This is a genomic window from Streptomyces sp. NBC_01241 (assembly GCF_041435435.1).
Taxonomy (GTDB): Bacteria; Actinomycetota; Actinomycetes; order Streptomycetales; family Streptomycetaceae; genus Streptomyces.
In genome coordinates this window covers 4,621,642-4,644,873 of the sequence record NZ_CP108494.1, presented here as the reverse complement: position 1 = coordinate 4,644,873, position 23,232 = coordinate 4,621,642, and the positions used below count along the sequence as shown (strand labels likewise).

At 70.6% G+C, this 23,232-nt stretch carries 25 protein-coding genes; 10 read left to right on the top strand and 15 right to left on the bottom strand.

What is annotated here, in order from left to right; translation table 11 throughout:
• Window positions 1-11: 11 nt before the first annotated feature.
• The 4 genes from OG306_RS20745 to OG306_RS20730 form a co-directional block, all read right to left on the bottom strand.
• Window positions 12-584: an FABP family protein gene (locus tag OG306_RS20745; RefSeq protein WP_266747574.1), complete on the bottom strand. Its 573-nt coding sequence runs from the start codon at window positions 582-584 to the stop codon at window positions 12-14.
• Window positions 585-844: 260 nt separating this feature from the next.
• Window positions 845-1,936 carry a hypothetical protein gene (locus OG306_RS20740; protein WP_371665543.1) on the bottom strand — a complete coding sequence of 364 codons (1,092 nt, stop codon included), beginning with the start codon at window positions 1,934-1,936 and terminating at the stop codon, window positions 845-847.
• Window positions 1,933-2,742 carry a hypothetical protein gene (locus OG306_RS20735; RefSeq protein WP_323183897.1) on the bottom strand — a complete coding sequence of 270 codons (810 nt, stop codon included), beginning with the start codon at window positions 2,740-2,742 and terminating at the stop codon, window positions 1,933-1,935. The genes OG306_RS20740 and OG306_RS20735 overlap by 4 nt, the downstream gene beginning before the upstream one ends.
• Window positions 2,739-3,494, bottom strand: coding sequence for a hypothetical protein (locus OG306_RS20730; RefSeq protein ID WP_327258958.1), 756 nt, complete (start codon window positions 3,492-3,494; stop codon window positions 2,739-2,741). The genes OG306_RS20735 and OG306_RS20730 overlap by 4 nt, the downstream gene beginning before the upstream one ends.
• A 284-nt stretch (window positions 3,495-3,778) precedes the next feature.
• On the opposite strand from OG306_RS20730, the gene OG306_RS20725 reads away from it, so the two are divergent.
• Window positions 3,779-4,141, top strand: a complete 363-nt coding sequence (locus OG306_RS20725; protein ID WP_266747572.1) for a DsrE family protein — start codon at window positions 3,779-3,781, stop codon at window positions 4,139-4,141.
• Window positions 4,142-4,185: 44 nt separating this feature from the next.
• On the opposite strand, the gene OG306_RS20720 is transcribed toward OG306_RS20725, so the two are convergent.
• The 8 genes from OG306_RS20720 to OG306_RS20685 form a co-directional block, all read right to left on the bottom strand.
• Window positions 4,186-4,443, bottom strand: coding sequence for a DUF3099 domain-containing protein (locus OG306_RS20720; RefSeq protein ID WP_266747571.1), 258 nt, complete (start codon window positions 4,441-4,443; stop codon window positions 4,186-4,188).
• A gap of 162 nt (window positions 4,444-4,605) precedes the next feature.
• Window positions 4,606-4,893 (bottom strand): DUF1416 domain-containing protein, encoded by a 288-nt coding sequence (locus OG306_RS20715; RefSeq protein WP_030925040.1) that lies wholly within the window; start codon window positions 4,891-4,893, stop codon window positions 4,606-4,608.
• A gap of 77 nt (window positions 4,894-4,970) precedes the next feature.
• Window positions 4,971-5,816, bottom strand: a complete 846-nt coding sequence (locus OG306_RS20710; protein ID WP_266747570.1) for a sulfurtransferase — start codon at window positions 5,814-5,816, stop codon at window positions 4,971-4,973.
• A 171-nt stretch (window positions 5,817-5,987) separates the two neighbouring features.
• Entirely contained in the window at window positions 5,988-6,095 is a 108-nt protein-coding gene (locus OG306_RS20705) for a putative leader peptide (protein ID WP_353962445.1), read from the bottom strand.
• A gap of 244 nt (window positions 6,096-6,339) precedes the next feature.
• Window positions 6,340-7,029 carry an LmeA family phospholipid-binding protein gene (locus OG306_RS20700; protein ID WP_327258959.1) on the bottom strand — a complete coding sequence of 230 codons (690 nt, stop codon included), beginning with the start codon at window positions 7,027-7,029 and terminating at the stop codon, window positions 6,340-6,342.
• Window positions 7,030-7,178: 149 nt separating this feature from the next.
• The gene (locus tag OG306_RS20695; RefSeq protein ID WP_371665542.1) at window positions 7,179-8,612 is read right to left on the bottom strand and encodes a hypothetical protein; all 1,434 of its coding nucleotides are present in this window, start codon (window positions 8,610-8,612) and stop codon (window positions 7,179-7,181) included.
• Window positions 8,613-8,622: 10 nt separating this feature from the next.
• Complete coding sequence (locus OG306_RS20690; RefSeq protein WP_266747567.1) at window positions 8,623-8,877, bottom strand: MoaD/ThiS family protein; 255 nt, start codon at window positions 8,875-8,877, stop codon at window positions 8,623-8,625.
• Between the two features lie 41 nt (window positions 8,878-8,918).
• A complete protein-coding gene (locus tag OG306_RS20685; protein ID WP_266747566.1) occupies window positions 8,919-9,821 on the bottom strand; it encodes an alpha/beta hydrolase family protein in 903 nt (300 codons plus the stop codon).
• Between the two features lie 323 nt (window positions 9,822-10,144).
• On the opposite strand from OG306_RS20685, the gene OG306_RS20680 reads away from it, so the two are divergent.
• From OG306_RS20680 to OG306_RS20655, 6 genes are all read left to right on the top strand, one after another.
• Complete coding sequence (locus OG306_RS20680; protein WP_266747565.1) at window positions 10,145-10,948, top strand: response regulator transcription factor; 804 nt, start codon at window positions 10,145-10,147, stop codon at window positions 10,946-10,948.
• A 24-nt stretch (window positions 10,949-10,972) separates the two neighbouring features.
• Window positions 10,973-12,016, top strand: coding sequence for a LacI family DNA-binding transcriptional regulator (locus tag OG306_RS20675; RefSeq protein ID WP_266747564.1), 1,044 nt, complete (start codon window positions 10,973-10,975; stop codon window positions 12,014-12,016).
• Window positions 12,017-12,205: 189 nt separating this feature from the next.
• Window positions 12,206-13,222 carry a S1C family serine protease gene (locus OG306_RS20670; protein WP_266747563.1) on the top strand — a complete coding sequence of 339 codons (1,017 nt, stop codon included), beginning with the start codon at window positions 12,206-12,208 and terminating at the stop codon, window positions 13,220-13,222.
• 15 nt (window positions 13,223-13,237) lie between these two features.
• Complete coding sequence (locus OG306_RS20665; RefSeq protein ID WP_266747562.1) at window positions 13,238-13,414, top strand: hypothetical protein; 177 nt, start codon at window positions 13,238-13,240, stop codon at window positions 13,412-13,414.
• 42 nt (window positions 13,415-13,456) lie between these two features.
• A complete protein-coding gene (locus OG306_RS20660; RefSeq protein WP_266747561.1) occupies window positions 13,457-14,188 on the top strand; it encodes a response regulator transcription factor in 732 nt (243 codons plus the stop codon).
• Window positions 14,185-15,612: a sensor histidine kinase gene (locus OG306_RS20655; protein ID WP_266905961.1), complete on the top strand. Its 1,428-nt coding sequence runs from the start codon at window positions 14,185-14,187 to the stop codon at window positions 15,610-15,612. Before OG306_RS20660 ends, OG306_RS20655 begins: the two co-directional genes overlap by 4 nt.
• Window positions 15,613-15,781: 169 nt before the next feature.
• Here OG306_RS20655 and OG306_RS20650 read toward each other — a convergent pair whose 3' ends face one another.
• Complete coding sequence (locus OG306_RS20650) at window positions 15,782-16,675, bottom strand: phosphatidylinositol-specific phospholipase C (RefSeq protein WP_266747559.1); 894 nt, start codon at window positions 16,673-16,675, stop codon at window positions 15,782-15,784.
• A gap of 157 nt (window positions 16,676-16,832) precedes the next feature.
• Here OG306_RS20650 and OG306_RS20645 point away from each other — a divergent pair, with 157 nt between their 5' ends.
• Both OG306_RS20645 and OG306_RS20640 read left to right on the top strand, forming a co-directional pair.
• Window positions 16,833-17,204 (top strand): DUF6333 family protein, encoded by a 372-nt coding sequence (locus OG306_RS20645; RefSeq protein WP_266747558.1) that lies wholly within the window; start codon window positions 16,833-16,835, stop codon window positions 17,202-17,204.
• Between the two features lie 80 nt (window positions 17,205-17,284).
• Complete coding sequence (locus OG306_RS20640) at window positions 17,285-19,612, top strand: DUF7507 domain-containing protein (protein ID WP_327349510.1); 2,328 nt, start codon at window positions 17,285-17,287, stop codon at window positions 19,610-19,612.
• A 155-nt stretch (window positions 19,613-19,767) separates the two neighbouring features.
• Here the strand turns inward: OG306_RS20640 and OG306_RS20635 are convergent, their stop codons facing one another.
• Both OG306_RS20635 and OG306_RS20630 read right to left on the bottom strand, forming a co-directional pair.
• On the bottom strand, window positions 19,768-20,985 hold the full coding sequence (locus OG306_RS20635) for an RNA polymerase sigma factor (protein ID WP_371665541.1): 1,218 nt from the start codon (window positions 20,983-20,985) through the stop codon (window positions 19,768-19,770).
• A complete protein-coding gene (locus OG306_RS20630; protein WP_266747555.1) occupies window positions 20,982-21,353 on the bottom strand; it encodes a YciI family protein in 372 nt (123 codons plus the stop codon). Before OG306_RS20630 ends, OG306_RS20635 begins: the two co-directional genes overlap by 4 nt.
• Before the next feature lie 287 nt (window positions 21,354-21,640).
• Between OG306_RS20630 and OG306_RS20625 the strand changes: the two genes are divergently transcribed.
• Window positions 21,641-23,134: an MFS transporter gene (locus OG306_RS20625; protein ID WP_266747554.1), complete on the top strand. Its 1,494-nt coding sequence runs from the start codon at window positions 21,641-21,643 to the stop codon at window positions 23,132-23,134.
• Window positions 23,135-23,232: the final 98 nt, after the last annotated feature.

Below are 23,232 nucleotides of genomic sequence, written 5' to 3'. Positions count from 1 at the left end.
GGCTTCTCGAACTACTTGAAGAAGGCGATGCCGTCGTCCGGGAGGTCACCGAGGCTCTTCGCCATCGCCTCGACCTCTTCCGGGGTGACGACCTTCTTCAGGTGCGCCGACATGTACGGGCGCAGCTCCACCTCCGGGGTGGCCTTCTCGCCGACCCACATCAGGTCGCTCTTCACATAGCCGTAGAGCCGCTTGCCACCGCTGTACGGGCCGGAGGCCGCGGTGCGCGCCACCGCGTCGGTGACGAGGTCGATCTGCGGCTTCCGGTCGGCCAGCTCCCCGTACCAGATCTCGATGACGCCCTGGTCGCGGACCATGACGACCTCGACCTTGCGGTCCTTGTCGATGCGCCAGTAGCCCGACTCGGACTCCAGCGGCTGGACCTTCTTGCCCTCGGAGTCGAGCACCCAGGTGTGCGAGGTGTACTCCAGGAAGTCCCGGCCGTCGTGGCTGAAGGAGACCTCCTGGCCGAAGTTGCACTGCTCAGCACCCGGGAAGTCGGAGACACCCGCGCCCGCCCAGTTGCCGAGGAGGAAGGCCAGCGGGACGAGGTCCGGGTGGAGGTCGGACGGGATCTCGATCATGAGCGGCTCAGACGATCTGTGAGGGAGGGGTGGGAACGGGGAAGGTCAGCGCTGACCCTGGTAGAGCTTTTTCACGGTCAGGCCGGCGAAGGCGAGAACGCCGACGCAGACCAGCACCAGCAGGGCGGAGAAGAATGCCTCAAGCACGGGAACTCCTTGGAACGAGCGGTAGGCCAGCAGTACCGGGCCGGGCCCCAGCCTAATGGGTTGGGGCCCCGCCCGTCGGTTCGGGGCTTGTGTGGAGGCCGCCGGGGAACGGGTCAGCCCAGCAGCTGATTCTGCAGGATCAGTGTCTGGTGGAACGGAACGCTCTCCGTCCCCTCCCTGCCCCTGCGGGCCTGGACGACGAGGGCGAGCGTGTCACCGGCGACCAGGTACCCGTGACGGACCTGCGCCTCGCCGTACGGTTTCGCCTCGTCGTACACGTACGACGTGGTGCCGTTCACCTTGCCGTAGCCGCTCCAGCCTTCGTCGAGAACCGTCTCGGGCGCACCGACGAGCGGCACCCCGGATCCGCTTCTTCCGACAATCGAGTCCATGAAGCCCTGGGCGAAGGCCGTCGAGTTGAACCGGACGAGATAGATCCGGGTCGACGTGCCGTCCGGCATGGTCCAGCCGCGAGCGGCGACGTGCCGCGGAGCGAAGTCCTTCAGTGTCTGCGTGATGTCGGAGCGCTTGCCCTTCACGTACTCGGAGAGGTACTGCTCCGTGCTCACCCAGCCGCCGTCGAGCTTCTTGTCCACGGTCGCTCCGGCCGGGGCGGGCAGCAGCAGACTCCGCAGGTCGGCGTGGTGGATCTCGGCGACATTGCCGTCGCTGTACGGGCGGGGCGAACCGGCTGGGAGCGCGGGCAGGCTGAGCTCGGGATAGTCCCAGCGGCCATCGCTCTCGGTGGCCAGACCGGGCACGTCGGTGCGCTCCATCGAGGTGATTCCGGCGGCCGCGCCGGCACCGAAACCGCCGCACACCAGAACGGCCGCCGTCCACCGGGCGACGGCCCGCAGGACACGCCGCGGCGGCTTGGGCGGCAGCGACGGGAACGGCGAAGGCGGAGACAGGGGCGGCTCGGGCGTCTGCGGTACGGGGGCTTCGGCGGGTGCCGGGTCGGTGGGGGCCGCTTCGGCGCGTGCCGGGTCGGTGGGCGCCGGGTCGGCGGGGGCCGGGTCGGCGGGCGCCGGGTCGGCGGGCGCCGGGTCGGCGGGGGCCGGGTCGGCGGGCGCCGCTTCGGCGCGTGCCGGGTCGGCGGGCGCCGGGTCGGCGGGGGCCGCTTCGGCGCGTGCCGGGTCGGCGGGCGCCGGGTCGGTGGGATGCGCCTCGGGTGCGTCCGGCGTTTCCATCGTCTGCTCGGTCATACGTACTCCCCCGGAGACGTGATGTGGTTGAGCTGGTCCTTCAGCAGTTCGGCGACGGCCGTCCGGTCGAACGGCTTGGTGCCGGACGCCGAGAGGCTGATGCTCAGCTCGCCGTCGTACGCCAGGCAGTTCATCGACTCGATGGAGTCCTTGCTGCCCTTGCGCAGGACGTAGCACTTGGCGTTCCTCGTGTGCCCCTTGATCTTCGGGTCCTGGCGGAAGATGCCGAGGGACTCCAGGAGGCCCGTCCTGAAGGTGTAGAGGTTACGGACGGCCTTCTTGTCCTTCATCCGCACGATCTCGGTGCGGATGACCAGGTTGTTGTCGTCCTCGGCATAGGAACGGACGGCGATGCCCTCGACACGGAGCTTGTCGATCCGCTTCTCGTAGGCCCGGCGCTCCTTGCCCGCGAGACCGTGGGCGCTCTCCTTCATGGCGGCGGTCGCCTTCTTGCCGCTCTGCTCGCCGTCGTTGCCCAGCTCGCCGTTGTCGGGGCCGAGCCGGTAGCCGCTCGGGACCGGCAGCAGCAGCTTGCTGAGTTCGGTGGAGGCCCTGCCCCGGGCCACGTCACCGGCCGGGTCCTTGCCCGGCTTGTGCGCGGGCTCCTCCCAGAGGGCGGTCCTGGCGCTGCGGTCGGCGTCGTCCACCACGTTCTTGGTGTATGCGGCCGCGCCTCCGACCGCGGCGATCACCAGCACGACGGGAAGCGCCGCGCGGATCACCCGGCGTGCCCGGCCGGAGGCGGCGGTCCCGGAAGCGTCGGCGTTCTCGTCGGGCGTGGTCACCTGCGTGGTCACGTCGTTCACAGGCGCTCCAGCTGTCGCTCGGCCAGCGTCCGGATGTCCTTCTTGCTGATCGGTACGGTGTCGAAGATGTGGATGTCGGCCGCGATGCCGCCGCGGTACACGGTGGCCCTGGCGTGGTAGGACGGCAGATAGCCCGGCTTCCGGTCGACCTCGTAGAGGTAGTAGCGGCCGTTGCCGCTGCCCTTGATCGCATCGCCGTTGTTGCCCGCACCGATCTCGGTTCCGGACATGTACGCAAGCTGGCCCTCGGCGAAGTCCTGGGCCCCCTGGACGGTTCCCGAGCCGAACTGCACGAGATATGTCTCGGCGGTGCGGTACTGCCCGCGCTTCCAGGCGGCGCCCGCGATCCGGCGTATGTCGGACTCCAGGAAGTACTCGAACATAGGGCCCTCGTCCTTGAAGAAGCGGGCGTAGTGGTCCACGCCCAGCCATCCGTCGCCGAGGCCCGGCACAGACCTGTCTTCGCTCCAGCCCGCGGGCCTGTCGGCGAGCAGCTTGCGCAGGTCGCCGCCCGTCTTGACCTGCCGGTCCTGGGACGCGGGCAGCGGGTCCGGAACCTTGTCCGCAGGCAGTGCGTTCGCCGGGTACGCCAGATCGGGCTGCGACAGGGCGGGCAGCGTCGTCGGGGCGCGTCCGGCCTGGACGTCGTAGCCCACCGCTGTGCCACCGGCGATACCGAGCACCGCGGCAGCGGCGATCAGCAGAGCCGTACGCCCGCGCGGGCGCCTCGCGACGGCCGCAGGAGCGGGCACGGGCTCAACCGCGGTCGCGGGCGCAGCCCCGGGCGCAGCCCCGGGCGCGACCACAGGCCCGGCCACAGAATCCGGCGCGGCCACCGGCTCCGGCGCGGGTGGCTCCGTCGCACCGAGCGGTATCTCTTTCTCGGCGAGCAGCCCGGCCTGCCCGTCAGGAATGGTGTCTTTCGGTTCCAATTGGGTCCCCCATGAGACCAGAAGCGCTGATTCCGTTATCCGCGCACACACCTGACCGCCACCGGGGCCATGAGGTTGCCCACCCGACGATTACAGTTCGGCCTATGCCGAAGAAGCTCGTGATCAAGGTGACTGCCGGTGCCGACTCAGCCGAGCGCTGCTCGCAGGCGTTCACGGTGGCCGCGGTCGCCGTCGCCAGCGGCGTGGAGGTCTCCCTCTGGCTGACCGGGGAATCCTCCTGGTTCGCTCTGCCGGGCCGCGCCGCGGAGTTCGAACTGCCGCATGCCGCGCCACTGCCGGATCTGATCGAGTCGATCCAGGCGGGCGGGCAGATCACCCTCTGCACGCAGTGCGCGGCCCGGCGCGACATCACCGAGCAGGACGTCCTGGAGGGCGTACGGATCGCGGGCGCCCAGGTCTTCGTCAGCGAGATCATGGCCGAGGGCGTCCAAGCCCTCGTCTACTGACGCGCCACGCGCATCACGAGCACGCGCCCCCACCCCGCCCCCCATTAGTGCCGTTTCTTGCCGTCGAGTTCGTCCCACCACTCGTCGGACTTCGGGTCGCCGGACGGATCGTCCCACCAGCGGTCCTCCGGGCCCCGGCGGTTGGCGATCATGGCCGCGACGGGCGGGATGACCATGGCGACGAGACACATCGCTATCGCGGCGGGCATCGACCACAGCCGGACGACTGCCCAGGCCGATACGAAGAGGACGATGCAGCCGCCCATCATCAGGAAATAGCCGCGACGGCGCCGGGCGTACATGAGTCCAGCGTAGGCCCGTTGTCCGCCCACGCGCCCATGCGAACGGCACGAAGGGCCGTACCCCGCTTCAGAAGGCGTCCAACCCCTGGGGTACGGCCCTTCGGCCGGTGAGGTGCCGGGGGCCCGCCGGACCGGTCGGCCGGGCGGGCTCCCGCGTACGTGCTAGACGGCGATGGCGACCTCGGAGAGGCCACCGGTCTGCGCCACGACCGTGCGGTCGGCGCTGCCGCCCGGGACGAGGGCGCGGACCGTCCACGTGCCCTCGGCCGCGTAGAAGCGGAACTGTCCGGTCGCCGAGGTCGGGACCTCCGCGGTGAACTCGCCGGTCGAGTCCAGCAGGCGCACGTAGCCGGTGACGGGCTCGCCGTCGCGGGTCACGCTGCCCTGGATGGTGGTCTCACCGGGCTTGATGGTCGAAGCGTCGGGGCCGCCGGCCTTTGCTCCACACATGGTGTTCTGTCCTTCTGGGTCGGGGGGCGTCCTGGTCCGGGTGGTGCCGGTCCGGGGCGTGCGGAGTTGCTTGGTGGTTACTTGTTGGCGCCGAGCTCGATCGGCACGCCCACGAGGGAGCCGTACTCGGTCCACGAACCGTCGTAGTTCTTGACGTTCTCCTGGCCGAGCAGCTCGTGCAGCACGAACCAGGTGAGCGCGGAGCGCTCGCCGATGCGGCACAGGGCGATGGTGTCCTTCGACAGGTCGACCTGCTCGTCCTCGTAGAGGGCCTTGAGCTCGTCGTCCGACTTGAAGGTGCCGTCGTCGTTGGCGTTCTTCGACCACGGGATGTTGCGGGAGGTCGGCACATGGCCGGGACGCTGCGACTGCTCCTGCGGCAGGTGCGCCGGGGCGAGCAGCTTGCCGCTGAACTCGTCGGGCGACCGGACGTCGACAATGTTCAGATTGCCGATCGCTGCCACGACCTCGTCGCGGTAGGCACGGATCGACTCGTCCTGCGGCTGGGCCTTGTACGCGGTGGCCGGGCGGGACGGGATCTGGTCGCCGTCGACCAGGTCGCGGGAGTCGAGCTCCCACTTCTTGCGGCCGCCGTCGAGCAGGCGGACGTCCTGGTGACCGTAGAGCTTGAAGTACCAGAACGCGTAGGACGCGAACCAGTTGTTGTTGCCGCCGTACAGGACGACCGTGGTGTCGTTGCCGATGCCCTTCTCGGACAGCAGCTTCTCGAAGCCCGCCTGGTCGATGAAGTCCCGGCGGACCGGGTCCTGGAGGTCCTTGGTCCAGTCGATCCGGATCGCGTTCTTGATGTGGTTCTTCTCGTACGCGGAGGTGTCCTCGTCGACCTCGACGAGGGCGATCTTCGGGTCCTCGATGTGGGCCTCGACCCAGTCGGCGTCTACCAGGACGTCACTGCGGCTCATTCTGTTCTCCTCCGGGGCAGTCTGCGGCGAGATGTGCGAGACGGTGCGTGATGCGGATGCGTGATGCGGCTGTACGGCGACACAGGGTGCGGCGCACGTGCGACATGCGATCGGGATGGGCCCTGAATCGGTCGAAGGGCCGGGGGAATGCGGGGTGCCGAAGGCTCCCGCTCAGACAGTGCGACAGAGCATGGCGGCGACGCGGCACAGGTCCACTGCCCGCCGCTTCGTGAGATCCGCCCGTCCCCACTGGGGGAGACCGCCTATAGAGCACTGCATGGGACCGATCGTAGGGAGGTACGGCCGGACATGTCACCGTCGTGTCGCATCCTGAGACTCGATCGTCCGCACTACGAGACACCGCCTGGACGGCGTCACCTCCCGCGCGGTTCCCCCACCGTCCGCAGCCGTCGGCCATCTGCGGATCGGACACGGCCGTCTCAATATGTGGCCCGAAGTGGTCTGCTCGGCCGAGGTCGAGGCCGAAGTCGAGGCCGAGGCCGCTGCCCGGACCTGGCGGCGCTCAGCCGTCGAGCTGTACGTCCGTGCCCGTCACCGAGATCTCCAGGCCGTCGACGGTCGGCTGGATCTTCTGCAGCTTCAGGCCGCTGGGCAGGCCGCCGACCTCCCGCTCGAAGTCGGTCTTCCGGCGCACCAGGCCCTCCAGCCCCGGGATGCCCTCGCCCGGTACCTTGTCGGCACGCACCTTGAGGATGTGGCCGTCGACGAGGGTGACGGTGGAGAGCACACTGCGCGACAGCGGGCGGCCGAGGATGTCGACCGTGCCGGTCACCTTCACCTTGCCGTTGCCGCCGTACTCGACGACGACGCCGTCGCCGGCTGCCTTGGTCAGGTCCTCGTACGAGATGACGGCGGTACCGGTGGCGCGGGCGGCGGTGGCGCCGGCGTAGCCGTCGGCCAGCTTCACCTCGTGCAGCGCGGCGTTCATCCTGCTGATCCGGATCCGGCGGCCGTTGGCGTCGGTCTCGATGCCGGTGATCTCGACGTCGACCTCGTCGAGCCGCGAACCCGCGAGCTGGGTCAGGAACGGAAATCCCTTGATGGAGATGTCCGTGGAGCCGATCGTGGCACCGGTGACGTGGACTCGGCCCTCGGCCTCCGACTCGACGAAATACACCGCAACCCGGTCGACGACGACGAAGATCCCGCCCAGAACCACCACGATGACCAGCAGTATTCGCAGTGCGCGCATGCCCGCTCTTTCCCCCACCCTGCATCCGGCCGGACCCCCGGGCGTGCCGTGCGTCCGGTACGGATGCACGGCACGCCCGGGGTGATCGACGAGCGGACACCCCTCTTCGGTTCCCGTCCGGTTCCCGAAGGGGGCGGCGGCGGTGCGTGCTACGAGATCGCGCGGCCGAGCAGATAGACGGCGGGGGCGGCAGCGGTGAGCGGCAGTGCCACACCGGCCGTCATGTGGACGAACCGCGACGGGTAGTCGTAACTCGCCACCCGCAGCCCGATCAGCGCGCAACCGCCCGCCGCGAGGCCGAGCAGCGCACCCTTCGTGCCGAAATCGGTGAACGCCCCCGCCGCGGCACCGGCACCCGCGGCGGCGAGCAGCGCCACCACGACCGAGGCCGGTCCGGGCAGCGGCAGCGCGCGGACGAGGACGGCGACCGCGACGGCCACCCCGCCCACCGTCACCGCTGCCGGGACCGCCGCGAGGTGTCCGGCGGCCAGGACCGAGAGCGCGGCCGAGGCGACGGTGGCCATCAGCCCCTGCATCCGCTCGTCGGCGCTCGCGTGGCTGCGCAACTGGAGGACCACGGTGAGCAGCACCCAGATGCCGAGGGTGCCGAGGATGGCGGCCGGTCCGTTCTCGCGGCCTGCGGCGAGCAGCGCGATGTCGGCGACGAGGCCACCGGCGAACGCGAGCGCGATGCCCTGCCGGGCCGGCCACATGCCGTTGAGCCGGAACCACCCGGCCGCGGTCACGGCCTGGAGCAGCACCAGCGGTACGGCCAGGGCGTACGGACCGATCGCGGCACCGAGGGCGAGGAGCAGCCCGAGTCCCGCGGTGATGGCGGCGGGCTGCATGCCCGGCGCGATGATCGGCGAGCGGCCCTCGGCGCGGGCGCGCTGGGCGTCGGTGATCCGGCTGTTGCCCAGGGTGGTGGGGACGCTGTATCCGGCGGCGTCGAGCGCGGACGCGGTATCGGCGGGAGGCTGGTCCGCGGGTACGTCCGCCCGGACCGGCTCGGCCGGGGCCTCGGGTGGCAGCGGGTAGGAGCCGGTGGCGCGCCGCGGATGCGAAGGCGACGGACAGGCGGTCTCGGCGGCAGCCGGAACGGGCTGCTGCACAGGCTGTGCGGGCTGCATGGACTGGGCAGGCTGCACGGGCTGTGCTTGTTGCACAGGCTGTGCGGGCTGGATGGTCGGCTGGTACTGGGTGTCCCAGGTCTGGCCCTCCCAGGTCTGCGCGACACCGGGATCCTGCGGCCCGTGCGCCGCCGGTACGCCGGACTCCGGCAGATGGCCGGTCGGCCATGCGGACACCGGTCCGGCCGGCTGCGGGGCTCCGTACGACGCCTGCTGACCGTACGACTGGCCGCCGTACGACTGCGCACCATGGGTCCCGTCGCCGTACCCCTGCTGACCGTAGGGCTGCTGACCGTACGGCTGCTCCCCGTACGGCTGATCCCCGTACGGCTGCTGTCCGTACACCTGCTCCCCGTACGGCTGCGGCTGCGGCTCCTGGCCGGGCTCGTACCCGTACCCGTAGCCGTGCCCCGGGTCCTGTCCGTACGGATGCTGTTGATCGTTGCTGCTCATGTTCTGCGGTTCACCCTCCTGCGAACGGCGGGAGCACCTCGACCGTGCCGCCCTCGGCGAGACGTACGGTCTCATGACTGCGGGTCCCCACGGGGTCACCGTCGACGAGGAACGAGCACCGTTGCAGCACTCGGGTGAGCTCGCCGGGGTGCCGTTCGCGCACCGCGTCGAGCGCCTCGGCGAGCGTCGCAGCGGTATACGGCTCCTCCGCGATCCCGGCGGCGGCCTTCGCGGCGGCCCAGTAGCGGATCGTTCCGGCAGACATGGCGGAGCTCCTCTCGTCTCGCATCAGCTGTCCATCATGAATCACCGCGCCGCCACCCAGTCGCCGATGCGGCTGAGCAGGCTCTCGTCCGCGGCGTTCTCGGCATGGCCCATGCCGTGCTCCAGCCACAGCTCGGCGCCGTCGCCCGCCGCTTCGGCCAGCATCCGGGGGTGGTCCAGCGGGAAGTACGGGTCCTGGTCGCCGTGCACGATCAGCAGCGGGGCCGGGGCGATCAGCCGCGCCGCCCCGACCGGGGAGAGCGGGACCGGGTCCCAGTCGTTGTGGTCGATCCGGGTGCGGAAACCACAGCGGCCGACCAGCCGGCCGACGGGACGGGTGACCACCCAGTGCAGGCGGCGCATCGGGGCCGTGCCCCGGTAGTACCAGCGGGCGGGGGCGCTCACGGCCACCACCGCATCGGCGCGCGCCTCCGCGTGCACCCCCTCGTACGCTTCGATGCGCCCCCCGCGCTCTGCACTCACCCCGGCTCGCCCTTTGCACAGCGCCCCGTGCCGCAGCACCACGGAGCCGCCCATCGAGAACCCGACGGTCACGACCCGCCGGTGCCCGAGCGCCCGCGCCCACCGCACCGCCGCCGCCAGATCCAGCACCTCGCGATCGCCCACCGTCGACCGCCCGCCGGACCCGCCGTGGCCCCGGAACGAGAACGTGACCACGGCCGCGCGCCGGCCGAGAACCCCCGCGGCACGCCGTACCGCGGGCCGGTCCGCCGATCCGGTGAACCCGTGCGCGACCACGATCGCAGTACCGTCGAAGGATGTTTCCGCAGCGGCCCCGGCATCTGCCGTGCACGGCTCGTACACCGCCTCGATACGGACCCCGTCATCGGTCCGCAACGTGGTCCGCAAGGGGGTGCGCGGATGTCCGGGCGTGATCAAGGGAACAGAGGAACTCCGAAATCGCCCCTCGGACACAGAACTCATGTGGGCTATTCTGCTGGGAAGAGGATCCGGGCAAAGCAGCCCCCGGGTCCTTTAGTGCTTTCCGGGCGTTGTTACGGCGACGTTTCCACAAGCTCAGCGGTCCCGGGGCGCGGGGCCGCACCCGTAGAAAACGTAGGACGGACGAAGACGAACGTCGTACGGAAAGCAGTGATGAAGCCAGCACGAACCGTACGAAGAAGTGCCGCATACTCCCCCGGGCCGAGCCCGGGAGTGCCCCTCTCGCAGGGAACGAGGAGGACCGACGTAATGGGCGAGCGAACCGCGCACGAACATCGACCGACGACCCAGGCAGGTGGGTGGCGATGAGTTCACTGCTGCTTCTGACAAATGCCCTTCAACCGTCGACGGAGGTGCTTCCGGCCCTCGGTCTCCTGCTGCACAGCGTGCGGGTGGCGCCGGCCGAAGGCCCCGCCCTCGTCGACACCCCCGGCGCCGACGTCATCCTGATCGACGGCCGCCGCGACCTGCCGCAGGTGCGGTCGCTGTGCCAGCTGCTGCGGTCCACCGGACCGGGCTGTCCGCTGATCCTCGTCGTGACGGAGGGCGGTCTCGCGGCCGTCACCGCCGACTGGGGCATCGACGACGTGCTGCTGGACACGGCGGGCCCGGCCGAGGTCGAGGCCCGGCTGCGGCTGGCCACCGGCCGGCAGCAGATCGGCTCCGACGAATCCCCGATGGAGATCCGCAGCGGCGATCTGTCGGTCGACGAGGCGACGTACAGCGCGAAACTGAAGGGCCGGGTCCTGGACCTGACCTTCAAGGAATTCGAACTGCTGAAATATCTGGCGCAGCACCCGGGCCGGGTCTTCACCCGCGCCCAGCTGCTCCAGGAGGTCTGGGGTTACGACTATTTCGGCGGTACGCGGACGGTCGACGTCCATGTGCGCCGGCTGCGTGCCAAGTTCGGCCCGGAGCACGAGTCGCTGATCGGCACGGTCCGTAACGTCGGCTACCGGTTCGTCGCACCGGAGAAGGTGGAGCGCGCGGCCGAGGAGGCCAAGGCCCGGGCCGCGACGGAGCGGGCCGCCGGACCTGTAACCCGTTCGGAGCAGCCGATCATGTCCGAGGCCCCGGGAGAAGCCCCGGTCCGGCCTGCCAACAGGTAGGTATATCCGCGTAGACTGCCGCGCGTGGCCAAGGTGACGCGGGACGATGTGGCGAGACTGGCGGGTACGTCGACCGCGGTCGTCAGCTACGTCATCAACAACGGACCCAGGCCGGTTGCCCCGGCCACGCGCGAGCGGGTGCTCGCCGCGATCAAGGAGCTGGGCTACCGGCCCGACCGGGTTGCCCAGGCTATGGCCTCGCGGCGGACCGACCTCATAGGGATGATCGTGCCGGACGCCCGGCAGCCGTTCTTCGCGGAGATGGCGCACGCGGTCGAACAGGCCGCCGCCGAGCGCGGAAAGATGGTTCTCGTCGGCAACTCCGACTACCGCGACGAGCGCGAGGTCCACTATCTGCGGGCCTTCCTCGGCATGCGGGTCTCCGGGCTGATCCTGGTCAGCCAGGGCCCCAGCGAGCGGGCGGCAGCGGAGATCGAGGCGTGGGACGCGCGAGTCGTGCTGCTGCACGAGCGGCCCGAGGCGATCGACGACGTCGCGGTCGTCACGGACGACGTCGGCGGCGCCCAGCTCGCCACCCGGCACCTGCTGGAGCACGGCAACGAGTATGTGGCGTGCCTCGGCGGCGTGGAGTCGACCCCGTCGGTCGGTGACCCGGTGGCCGACCACGTCGAGGGCTGGCGCCGTGCGATGCACGAGTCGGGGCGTTCGACGGAGGGCCGGCTCTTCCAGGCTCCGTACAACCGTTACGACGCCTATCAGGTGGCGCTGAAGCTGCTCGCGGGGCCGGACAGGCCACCGGCGATCTTCTGCTCGACGGACGACCAGGCCATCGGTGTGCTGCGGGCCGCGCGTGAGCTGCGGATCGATGTGCCCGGGGAGCTCGCGGTGGCGGGCTTCGACGACGTGAAGGAAGCCGGTCTGACCGATCCGCCCCTGACGACGGTCTACTCGGACCGCCCGGCGATGGCCCGGGCCGCCGTGGACCTGGTGCTCGACGACTCGTTGCGGGTGCAGGGGTCGCGCCGGGAGCGGCTGAGGCAGTTCCCGTCGGCGCTGGTGGTACGACGGTCCTGCGGCTGCGGGGAGCCCACGGACGGGGCGCGTTAGACGGGACGCGTCAGGCGGGGCGGGCGACGCCGGGCCCCGGGCCCCGCCTCGTTCGTACTCCTCCACGACCCCGTACTCCCCCACGGCCCGACGGAAGCGTTACTCCCTTATATCGGGCATACGAGGTTCTGCCGGGCTTCTCAGCGCGTGCTCAGGCTTCTCTCATCTTCGGCCGTCACGCTCTTTTACATGACAGAGAGCCAGCGCCCGAGCGGCGAGTACCCGATGTACCCCTCGTACGGCAACGGTGACGCGTCCTACCCGCCGCCGCCCTCCTACCCGCCCGCCCCCGAGCCGGCCGCGCACCGGCGCCGGGCCAAGCGGCCGGTGGCCCTCCTGGCGGCCGTGGCCATCGCGGCGGGCGTCGTCGGCGGCGGCACCGCAGCCTTCGTCGGACAGCTCACCGGCAACGACACGAACAGCACGGGCGGCGGCATCGTTCCCGGCACCACCGTCTCGCAGAGCAGCAAGGGGACCGTCGCCGGTGTCGCGGCGGCCGTCTCGCCGATGATCGTCGAGATCAACGCGACCTCGACCGCGGGCGAGTCCACCGGCTCCGGCGTGGTCATCACGTCCGACGGCGAGATCGTCACCAACAACCACGTCATCTCCGGCGCCTCAGCGGTCAAGGTGACGCTCAGCACCGGCCGGACGTACACCGCGAAGGTCGTCGGCACCGACGCCGACAAGGACCTCGCGCTCATCAAGCTCCACGGTGCGAGCGGGCTGAAGACGGCCACGCTGGGCGACTCCTCGGCGATCGCGGTCGGCGACCAGGTCGTCGCGATCGGCTCGCCGGAGGGCCTGACCGGCACCGTCACCAGCGGCATCGTCTCCGCCCTGAACCGCGATGTCACGGTCGCCAAGGACGACGGCGGCAGCCAGGGACAGGGGCAGGGCGGAATGGGCGGCGGCGGACAGTGGCCGTTCGAGTTCGGCGGTCAGCAGTTCAACGGCGACACCGGCGACTCCACCACCACGTACAAGGCCATCCAGACCGACGCCTCGCTCAACCCCGGCAACTCCGGCGGCGCGCTCATCAATATGAACGGCGAGATCATCGGCATCAACTCGGCGATGTACTCGGCGAGTTCGTCCGGCGGATCCAGTAGTTCCGGTGCGGGCAGCGTGGGGCTGGGCTTCGCGATCCCGGTGAACACCCTGAAGGCCGACCTCCCCACCCTGCGGTCCGGCAACGGTTCCTGAGGAGACGAGACGGACATGCACCCTTCCACCCCGATCCCCGCCGGCCCGGCCGACCTGGCCCTGCCACTCGCGCTGGTCGCGGAACTGGCCGGCCGCAGGACCTCCGAGCCGCCCCGCATCCCGGAGGTCCGTACCACCACGGCCCGCAAACGCCGGGCCGCGCGACGACGTGCCGCGGCCGTGCGAGGCTGAAAGCAGCCCGGTCCGCACGGAACGAGAAGAGGAAAACGAGCGATGAGCCCCGCCGAAGACGATCCGCAGCGCATCCTGATCGTCGACGACGAGCCCGCCGTGCGTGAGGCCCTGCAGCGCAGCCTCGCGTTCGAGGGATACGGCACCGAGGTCGCCGTCGACGGTCTCGACGCCCTCGCCAGAGCCGACGCGTACGCGCCCGACCTCATCGTCCTCGACATCCAGATGCCGCGGATGGACGGACTGACGGCGGCCCGCCGGCTCCGCTCCGCGGGCACCACCACCCCCATCCTGATGCTCACCGCCCGGGACACCGTCGGCGACCGGGTCACCGGTCTCGACGCGGGCGCCGACGACTACCTGGTCAAGCCCTTCGAGCTGGACGAGCTCTTCGCCCGCATCCGGGCCCTGCTGCGCCGCAGCTCGTACGCGGCCGCGGCGGGCGGCTCCGTCCCCGACGACAATGTGCTGGCCTTCGCCGATCTCCGGATGGACCTGGCCACCCGCGAGGTCACCCGGGGCACCCGCCGGGTCGAACTGACCCGTACCGAATTCACCCTGCTGGAGATGTTCCTGGCACACCCGCGGCAGGTGCTGACCCGCGAGCAGATCCTCAAGGCGGTGTGGGGCTTCGACTTCGAGCCGAGCTCCAACTCCCTGGACGTGTACGTGATGTACCTGCGCCGCAAGACGGAGGCGGGCGGCGAACCGCGGCTCGTGCACACGGTGCGGGGGGTCGGTTACGCGCTCCGCTCCGGCGGCGGTGACGGATGACCGGCACCCTCCACCGGCTCCGCGCCCTGCCCCTGCGGACCCGGCTCGCGCTCCTGGTGGCGGTGGCGGTCGCGGTGGCGGTCGCGGCGGTGGCGGCGGCCTGCTGGTTCGTGACGCGGGTGCAGCTGGAGAACCAGCTGGATGCCTCGCTGCGCAATGTCTCGGTCAGCGACGACTACATGCAGAAGCTGTTCATCGCCTGCACCCGCCCCGACCGGGCGACCGTCCCGCCGGTCGGGGGGACGTACACCGTGCAGCTCGTCACCGTGTCCGGGAGCACCTGCACCTCCGCCGGGGCCTCGCCGATCGGTGTGACGGCCGCCGACATCGCCGTGGCCGCCGGTGTGCGGGACAACGCCCTGCACACGGCCAGCACGAAGAGCGGCAAGAAGATGCGTGTGTACACATACGCGTACGAGACCCACAACCCGGCGCCCGGCCTGGCTCCGGGAAGCTTCGCGGTCTCCGTCGCCCGTCCGATGAGCGAGATCGACGCCCCGCTCTCCACCCTCGCCTGGGTGCTCCTGGCCGTCTCCGGCATCGGCGTCGGCGGCGCCGGCGCGGCCGGGTTCTGGGTCGCGCGCACCGGGCTGCGCCCCGTCGACGAACTCACCGAGGCGGTCGAGCACGTCGCCCGCACCGAGGACCTCACCGCACGCATCCCGGTCGACGGCGAGGACGAGATCGCCCGGCTGTCCCGGTCGTTCAACTCGATGACCGCCTCCCTCGCCAGCTCCCGCGACCGTCAGGCCCAGCTGATCGCGGATGCCGGCCACGAACTGCGGACGCCGCTGACCTCGCTGCGCACCAACGTCGAGCTCCTCGCCCGCAGCGACGACACCGGCCGGGCCATCCCGCCGGACGACCGCAGGGCCCTGATGAACTCGGTCAAGGCGCAGATGACCGAACTGGCCTCGCTCATCGGCGACCTCCAGGAACTGGCCCGCCCCGACGCGGCGCACCCCGGCCCGCTCCAGGTCGTCGCCCTGCACGACATCGCGGACACGGCCCTGGAACGCGCCCGCCTGCGCGGCCCCGAGCTGACGATCAGGGCCGACCTGACGCCCTGGTACGTACGGGCCGAACCGGCGGCGCTGGAGCGGGCGGTGGTCAACGTCCTGGACAACGCGGTCAAGTTCAGCCCGCCCCGCGGCACGGTCGAGGTCGCGCTGCGGGGCGGCGAACTGACCGTACGGGACCACGGCCCCGGCATCCCCGCCGAGGAACTCCCCTACGTCTTCGAACGCTTCTGGCGCTCCCCGTCCGCCCGTCAGCTCCCCGGCTCGGGCCTGGGCCTGTCGATCGTCGCCCGCACGGTCCAGCAGGCGGGCGGCACCGTCACCCTGCGCCCGGCGGCAGAGGGAGACGGCACCGAGGCGTCGATCATGCTGCCGGGGGCCCCGCAGCCGCCGCCGGAGCTGTGAGGGGGGAACCGGCGAAGCGAAGGGGGTGGAGATTCGTCGCGAATTCCCGATCCCCGTCACTCGAACCCATGTACCGCTCGAGTTCCGACTCGGTCCTCTCGCACACACCACGATGCTTCTTGGGGAGCGCGATGCCGTACGGGCTCTCGGGAACGTGCCGCCCGGCCGGTCAGACCCCGGGATTGTGCCTGATCAGCGATTCGACCAGCCCGGACCGGGTGGCGGGAAAGTCCAGCGGGACGATCCCGAGCCCGGTCCAGCCGGATGCCTCCGACCCGTTCAGGAACGACTGCACCTGCGGGTTGAGCCGGTCCGCGTTCCAGCGCGGCGGCATCAGGGCCGCGGTGCTGACGTAGTTCATGAACAGCTTCCCGGGCTGCTGCGCGGCCCTGCGGAACTGGGCCTCGATCTTGGGGTACTTGGCGAACGGCTCCGCCATGTAGTCGTCCTGGATGTCGAAGAGTTCCGAATCGGCGTAACGGACCCCGGGCAGACCGCCGTTGTCGGCAAGCAGTACGACCTTGCCGCGCGCCTCACCCAGCGAGGGCAGCGCGGAGTCGATACGGAACAACGGCCGCCACCCCTTGGCGTCGAGGTAGAGGTCGAAGATCCGCCGAAACTCCGCGTCGCTCTCCTCGGAGTACTCCTGCTTGACCCGCATCAGCACGGTCTCGCCCGGGTGAGCCGCCAGGAAGTCCCAGCAGGCGCCCAGCACATCGCCGAACATCAGGTTCTGGTACGAGGCCCCGTGGTGGATCGCGAACGAGTCACCGGTGACCCGGCACCGCACGTCGAGGAACCGCAGCCCGCTGTTCAACTGGTCGGCGATCGTGGTGTTCTGGCACTCCGTCCAGGGACCTCCGAACCGGGCGCCGGAGTCGTGCGAACCGGGGATCGTGAGGCGTTGCAACGCGGTGGCGTCGAGGACGGCGCCCATCCAGTCCTGGGTGCCGAGGACCTGCCGGGCCCCGGCGGTGGCGGGGCCCGCGCCGACGACAACGGTGGCAGTGGCGGCGAGAGCGCCGGCCAGGAAATTCCGGCGAGTGGCGGTGTACGGGCTCATGCGGGGTATGCCTCCGTCTGCCGTGGGGGGGGTCAGCCCGCAGATTATGACGGGTGCACGACACCAATGGAACAGGGCCGCCAGATGCTCGCCCAGCCGCTCAGAGCGCTTCTCGACATCGGGCCTTCCTGGCGTGCCATGGGGGCAACGCGGCCCCATGCTCCGCCGGGACAGCGGCCATCCCCGGCACGTCGGCGACCTCGACCACGTCGCTGTCGGACGCTGGGGCGACATCGTTCAGATCGGCGACCCGGCCTTCGGTGAGGAGGGCATCCTCTCCACCCACCTCGACGCCGCGTTCGACGTCCAGGTCGATACTCACCCCGAGGCCCGCATCACCGCCGTATGCGAGAGGTACTCGGCCGAGACCTACAGCAAGTACCTCACCCATGTTCCCGGGCCGCCCTGTCCGTCGGCTCGGACCGGCCGAACAGGGCCGACCTCGCGGAAGCCCGCAACGGCTCGGAAACGCGACAGGGCGCCTCCGTCGACGGAGAGGCCGGTCCCGGAGGCAGGTACCGCCAGGTGAGGTCCATCCCGACACCCATTGGCGTACATGACAGTCTGTTACCGCAAAAACCACATAAAGTGACTGCTATTGATGCGGGCATGAACCGAAGGAAGTACTCACCGTCGTCCGGTGGACGCGCGCCGCGCGCACGGACTGCCCGACTCGCTGCGGCGGTGTTGGCGCTCGTCGTCGGCGCCGGAGCGTCGCTGGCGCTGGACACCGGCGCCCAAGCCCAGCCGCGTGCCCTTGGCTCCCCCCTGGTCGATGAGACGTTCACGCAGGCCACGGCCCCGGAGTTCACCGGTGTGGGATCGGCCTGCCTCACCGGCGCCCCGGCCGCCGCCGCGCCGGGTCCGGGGGACCACCCGCTGGGCGGTTGCCCGGCGGGGGTCGGCCCGGTGCCGCCCCCCAACGGCGCGCCGCACGGATACCTGCGGCTGACGGACGCCTCGAACGACCAGTCGGGGGCCGTCCTCTACAACCACGCGCTGCCCGCAAACGAGGGCCTCGACGTCACGTTCGACCAGTGGCAGTACGGAAGTACGACCCCGGCCACCCCCGCCGACGGCATCTCGTTCTTCCTGGTGAACGGTGACGGCGCGCTGACCCACCCGGGCGCCTTCGGCGGCAGCCTCGGGTACGCGCAGAAGCTCCCCGACGACGATCCCACCGCCACGTTCCTGCCCGGTGTGGACCGCGGCTACCTGGGCGTGGGGCTCGATGTCCTCGGGAACTACTTCGGCGACTGGGAGCACCGCGGGAACGGCTGCGCCAACCGCTCGCCCGCCGGGACGGGGTTCCGCGTTCCCGCTCCCGGGGCCAACATGGTCACGGTGCGCGGTCTCGGCGACGGCACCGAGGGCTACTGCTTCCTGACCGCCACCACCAGCAACTTCACCACCACCGGGCCCTGGCCGTCGACGCTTCCCGGAAACCTTCAGGGTCCGCTGACCGTGCTGCCCCCGGGAGCCACCCCCGCCGAGGCCGAGGCCGCGCTCGAACCGTCGCGCCGCCGGGTCCACGTGCAGCTCACCCCGGCACCCAACCCGGTGCTCACCGTGTCGGTCGACTTCAACGACGGTACCGGCCCCCACCAGGTGCTGAGCACGCCCGCTCCGCAACCGGTACCCCCCACCTACAAGTTCGGATTTGCCGCCTCCACGGGTCTGTTCACCGATGTCCACCTCATCCGCAACGTGGTCGTCACCAGTGCCCAGCCGCTGCCCCGGTTGAACCTCGTCAAGCAGGTCAGGCAGCCGCTCCCCGGTGACCTGGTGGCCGGGTCGCAGGTGCCGTACGACTTCGTGGTCACCAACTCGGGCGCGACGGACATCACCGACCTCGCCGTCACCGACCCGAAGATCGGCCCGGTGAACTGTCACACGACGACGCTTGCGAGCGGTCGGACGATCACCTGCACCGCCACCTATACAGTCACTGCCGCCGATGTGGCGCACGGTTCCATCGACAACACGGCCATCGCGACGGGCACGTCGAACGGCGAGGCGGTCATGTCGCCGCAGTCGTCGCAGAGCGTGCCGATCGAACAGCCGCCCGGTCTCGTCGTGGAGAAGAAGGCCGAGACGCCCGGCCCCTACTCCGTCGGGCAAACGGTCACCTTCTCCTACACCGTCCGCAACACGGGCGGGGTGGAGCTGACCGATGTCGCGGTGAACGACGACCATGTCACCGACATCACCTGTCAATCGACCACATTGGCCCCGTCGGAGAGTCCGGGCGACAGCACGACGTGCACCGGCACGTACACGATCACCGCGGCTGACGGTACGGCTGGTTCCGTCACCAACACCGCCACGGCGACCGGCAGGACGGGCGGCGAGACCATCATCTCTCCGGAGACCCAGCAGACGCTGCCGGTCGGGGCCCCGCACATCACCCTGAAGAAGCGGGTTGTCACGCCCGGTCCGTACACCGTCGGGAAGAAGGTGCAGTACTCCTACACCGTCACCAACACGGGCAGCACAACGTTGCACAATGTGCTGGTCAGCGACGACCGCGTCACCAACGTCATCTGCGACGCGACCACGCTGGCGCCGGGCGCCAGGACGACCTGCCACGGTACGTACACCATCACCCAGGCCGACGCCAATGCCTGCAAGAAGACCAAGGCCGGCGGCGATGACGGCAGGCTCTGCCCCGTCACCAACGTGGCGATGGCGGCGGGAACCGACCCGCAGGGGAACCAGATCGCCAGCAGGCCCGCCAGGGTCACCATCGACATCAGCAAGCCGCGGCCGCCCAAGCCCCCGCAGCACAAGCCGCCGCACAAGAAGCCCCCGCACCACAAGCCTCCGCACAAGAAGCCGGTGCACCACAAGCCCTCGCACCACAAGCCGGTGCACCACAAGCCCGCGGACAAGAGGACGCTCAGCGAGGAGGGATCCAACGGTCAGGGACAGGCCTGACAGCCGGCAGCCGGCAGCCGGCAAGCAGGCAACCCCGACGGCCGGCGGAATCCTGATGCGTAGGCCGTTCACCTCGCGCCCCGCCCCGGAAGGAACGTCCGGAGCGGGGCGCGAGGCATGTCCCCCGCGTCGGCGCCGCATCGCCCGCGAAGGCGTCATGCGAGGCGTGCCACCCGGCTCGCCCGGGACTCCAGGTAACGCTGCTCGGCGATGCTGGCGGTGGACTTCGCGGCGCGCCGGTAGTGCTCGTACGCCCCGGCCGTGTCGCCGGTCCTCGCCAGCAGATGCGCCCGTACGGACAGCAGCCGGTGATGCCCGGCCAGCCGCCCGTCACTGTCCAGGGTGGACAGCAGGGCCAGCCCGGCCGCCGGGCCCTCGGTCTCGGCGAGCGCGATCGCCCGGTTGAGGGTGACCATCGGATTGGGCGCGATCCGTTCCAGGACCAGGTAAAGGGCGTGCACCTGCGACCAGTTGGTCTCCTCGGCCGTGGCCGCGTCGGCGTGCGTGGCGGCGATGGCGGCCTGCAACTGGTAGGGCCCCAGCGTCGGGCCGGCCAGCGATGCCTTGACCAGCTCCAGCCCCTCGTCGAGCAGCCCGCGGTCCCATGTCGTACGGTCCTGCTCGTCCAGCGGCACCAGGTCGCCGGCCGCCGTCGTACGTGCGTCCCGGCGGGCGTGGGTCAGCAGCATCAGCGCGAGCAGCCCGGTCACCTCGCCGTCCTCGGGCAGCTGCGCGTGCACCATCCCGGCCAGCCGGATCGCCTCGTGCGCGAGGTCGGCGCGGTGCAGCTCGCTGCCCGAGGAGGCGGTGTAGCCCTCGTTGAAGATCAGGTAGAGCACGTGCAGGACGACCCGTAGCCGCTCCTCGCGCTCCGCGCCGTCCGGCAGGGTGAACGAGCTCCCGGCGGCCTTGATGCGCTGCTTGGCCCGGCTGATCCTGGCCGCCATCGTGGCCTCCGGCACCAGGAACGCGCGGGCGATCTCGGCCGTGGTCAGGCCGCCGACCGCCCGCAGCGTCAGGGCGGTCTGGGAGGCCGCGGTCAGCGTCGGATGGCAGCACAGGAGGAGCAGGACGAGAGTGTCGTCGGTGTCCGGTACATCCTCGGGCACCACTTCGGTGGCCGTCGCCGACTCGCGCTCGCGGCGCGCGTGGTCGCTGCGCATCTGGTCGATGAGCCGCCGGGAGGCGACCGTCACCAGCCAGCCGCGCGGGTTGTCCGGCACCCCCTCGGCCGGCCACTGCACGGTGGCGGCGAGGACGGCCTCCTGCACGGCGTCCTCGCACCCTTCGAACCGGCCGTTCCGGCGTACCAACGTGCCGAGGACCTGCGGCGTGAGCTCACGCAGCAGGTCCTCGATGGCTGGTGCTGTCATGCCTCCAATTGTCCGTCGGCGAACATCACCTGCCGCACCTCGACACCCAGGCCCTCGACAGCGGTGTCCGGGATCCGCGCTGCCAGCTCGATCGCCCGTTCCTTGTTCTCGCAGTCGATCAGGTAGAAGCCGCCCAGATACTCCTTGGCCTCCAGGTAGGGTCCGTCGGTCACCACCGGCCGGCCGTTGCGTACGGACACCACAGCGGCCTGTGACGGGTCGACCAGCGCCTGTGTGGTGATCAGCTCGCCGGACGTCTTCAGCGCCTCGATGAACGTGCCGTGGCCGTTGCCGATCGCCGCCTTCTCCTCGTCGGTCAGCGCGTCCAGCACGGCCGGGTTGATATGCAGGCTGATCAGGAACTGCATCTCGTACTCCTCGTGGTTCGCGAGCCCCGGATCGGGCCCTTCGACCGGTTGGTCGGAGCCGCCGTCGTCGTCTTGACATCCTCCGCCAGAACTTTCGCACGGAGTTTTCCGGCGTCGCGTCGCCCGGACCGCGAGGTCGTCATTTCCGGTGAAACCCCTCCGTGGCAGCCCCTCCGTGGCAGCCCCTCCGTGGCAGACGCGAAAGATGTCCGTCCGTACCGATGTCAAGAAGCTCTCCACCGCTCCGACCAACCGGCGAAACGTCGGGAGAACAGGGAGTTTCGGATATGCGAGTCAACCGGGCATGGCTGGGACTGGTCGTCCTCATGCTGCCGACCTTGCTCGTCGCGATCGACGCGACGGCGTTGCTGCTCGCGCTCCCACGGCTGAGCGCCGACCTGGGTGCCACCAACGTCCAGCAGCTGTGGATCAGTGACAGCTACGGATTCATGGTGGCCGGCCTGGTCATCACGATGGGTACGCTCGGCGACCGGATCGGCCGCCGACGGCTGCTGATGATCGGCGCAGCGGCGTTCGCGGTGTTCTCGGTCGTGGCCGCCTTCGCGGTCGACCCGCTGATGCTGATCGTCGCACGTGCGCTGCTGGGCGTCGCCGGCGCGACCCTGGCACCGTCCACACTTGCCCTGATCACCAACATGTTCCGCGACGAACGGCAGCGCGGGAAGGCCATCGCGATCTGGGCGACCTGCCAGTTCACCGGCGGCGCGCTCGGGCCCGTGCTCGCCGGATTCCTGCTCCAGTACTTCTGGTGGGGATCGGTGTTCCTCGTCGCCGTACCGGCGATGGCGTTGCTGCTGCTGGCCGGGCCGGTCCTGCTGCCGGAGTTCCGCAGCGACCGGGCCGGCCGGCTGGACCCGGCAAGCGTCGGGCTGTCGCTCGTGGCCGTGCTTCTGATGGTCTACGGCATCAAGCAGCTGACCGTCGAGAGCGTGCCGGTCGTGCCGGCGGTGGCCCTCGTCGTCGGCGCAGCCACCGGATTCCTCTTCGTACGCCGGCAACTGCGGCTTCGGACGCCGCTGCTGGACCTGCGGCTGTTGCGCAGCCGCCCGTTCGCCGCCGTGCTCGTCGCGCTGGTCTTCGCCGGTATCGCCATGGCCGGTACGGGCCTGCTGGTGACCCAGTACCTGCAGAGTGTGCTGGGCTTCTCGCCGGTCACGTCGGCGGTGCTGTTCGCCCCGATGGGCCTGGGCGTGGCCGTCGGCACCATGACCGCACCGGCACTGGCCCGGCGGATGAAGCAGACCACCGCGATCGCCGGCGGGCTGGCGGGGTCGGCGCTGGGCAGCCTGCTGCTGGTCGGCGTCGGCGGTGCGGGCGCCCTGCCGCTGGTGATGACCGGGATCGCCGTACTGGCGCTGGGCACCGGTCCGCTGTTCGCGCTGGGCACCGGGCTGGTCGTCGGGTCCGTGCCGCCGGAGCGGGCCGGCTCGGCGGCGTCGATGTCGGAGACCGGCAACTACTTCGGCGGTTCGCTCGGCTTCGCGCTGCTCGGCGTGGTGGCCGCAGTGGTCTACCGCAGCCGGACGGACGGCACGTCCGACTCGCTGGCCGGCGCGATCGCCACCGGCCGGCACCTTCCCGCCGACCGGAGCGCGGAACTGCTGCACACCGCGCGGGAGGCGTTCACCGCCGGCCTGCACGTCACCGGCGTCGTCGCCGCGGTCGTCTTCGCCGGGTCGGCCGCGCTGATCCTGACCATGCGCCCGGCAACCCGGACCACCCCCGCCGCGCTCCCCGACTACGAGGCGACTCGCTCATAGAACCCGGCCGAGGCCGGGGCCGACGCCGTGGTCGTCCTGCCCGAGACCCCCGAGACCCCCGTCACCCGGTCGAACGCAGTGGGGCGGTGGGCCCGCCG

Bases quoted from the DNA above. Each gene is read 5' to 3' on its own strand.
- OG306_RS20715 (WP_030925040.1), bottom strand. From the start codon at position 4,893: ATGTGTGGAGCAAAGGCCGGCGGCCCCGACGCTTCGACCATCAAGCCC.
- OG306_RS20740 (WP_371665543.1), bottom strand. From the start codon at position 1,936: ATGACCGAGCAGACGATGGAAACGCCGGACGCACCCGAGGCGCATCCC.
- OG306_RS20695 (WP_371665542.1), bottom strand. From the start codon at position 8,612: ATGAGCAGCAACGATCAACAGCATCCGTACGGACAGGACCCGGGGCAC.
- OG306_RS20655 (WP_266905961.1), top strand. From the start codon at position 14,185: ATGACCGGCACCCTCCACCGGCTCCGCGCCCTGCCCCTGCGGACCCGG.
- OG306_RS20690 (WP_266747567.1), bottom strand. From the start codon at position 8,877: ATGTCTGCCGGAACGATCCGCTACTGGGCCGCCGCGAAGGCCGCCGCC.
- OG306_RS20660 (WP_266747561.1), top strand. From the start codon at position 13,457: ATGAGCCCCGCCGAAGACGATCCGCAGCGCATCCTGATCGTCGACGAC.
- OG306_RS20635 (WP_371665541.1), bottom strand. From the start codon at position 20,985: ATGACAGCACCAGCCATCGAGGACCTGCTGCGTGAGCTCACGCCGCAG.
- OG306_RS20630 (WP_266747555.1), bottom strand. From the start codon at position 21,353: ATGCAGTTCCTGATCAGCCTGCATATCAACCCGGCCGTGCTGGACGCG.
- OG306_RS20665 (WP_266747562.1), top strand. From the start codon at position 13,238: ATGCACCCTTCCACCCCGATCCCCGCCGGCCCGGCCGACCTGGCCCTG.
- OG306_RS20745 (WP_266747574.1), bottom strand. From the start codon at position 584: ATGATCGAGATCCCGTCCGACCTCCACCCGGACCTCGTCCCGCTGGCC.
- OG306_RS20640 (WP_327349510.1), top strand. From the start codon at position 17,285: ATGAACCGAAGGAAGTACTCACCGTCGTCCGGTGGACGCGCGCCGCGC.
- OG306_RS20680 (WP_266747565.1), top strand. From the start codon at position 10,145: ATGAGTTCACTGCTGCTTCTGACAAATGCCCTTCAACCGTCGACGGAG.
- OG306_RS20685 (WP_266747566.1), bottom strand. From the start codon at position 9,821: ATGAGTTCTGTGTCCGAGGGGCGATTTCGGAGTTCCTCTGTTCCCTTG.
- OG306_RS20625 (WP_266747554.1), top strand. From the start codon at position 21,641: ATGCGAGTCAACCGGGCATGGCTGGGACTGGTCGTCCTCATGCTGCCG.
- OG306_RS20700 (WP_327258959.1), bottom strand. From the start codon at position 7,029: ATGCGCGCACTGCGAATACTGCTGGTCATCGTGGTGGTTCTGGGCGGG.
- OG306_RS20720 (WP_266747571.1), bottom strand. From the start codon at position 4,443: ATGTACGCCCGGCGCCGTCGCGGCTATTTCCTGATGATGGGCGGCTGC.
- OG306_RS20725 (WP_266747572.1), top strand. From the start codon at position 3,779: ATGCCGAAGAAGCTCGTGATCAAGGTGACTGCCGGTGCCGACTCAGCC.
- OG306_RS20650 (WP_266747559.1), bottom strand. From the start codon at position 16,675: ATGAGCCCGTACACCGCCACTCGCCGGAATTTCCTGGCCGGCGCTCTC.
- OG306_RS20710 (WP_266747570.1), bottom strand. From the start codon at position 5,816: ATGAGCCGCAGTGACGTCCTGGTAGACGCCGACTGGGTCGAGGCCCAC.
- OG306_RS20705 (WP_353962445.1), bottom strand. From the start codon at position 6,095: ATGCAGTGCTCTATAGGCGGTCTCCCCCAGTGGGGACGGGCGGATCTC.
- OG306_RS20670 (WP_266747563.1), top strand. From the start codon at position 12,206: ATGACAGAGAGCCAGCGCCCGAGCGGCGAGTACCCGATGTACCCCTCG.
- OG306_RS20645 (WP_266747558.1), top strand. From the start codon at position 16,833: ATGCTCCGCCGGGACAGCGGCCATCCCCGGCACGTCGGCGACCTCGAC.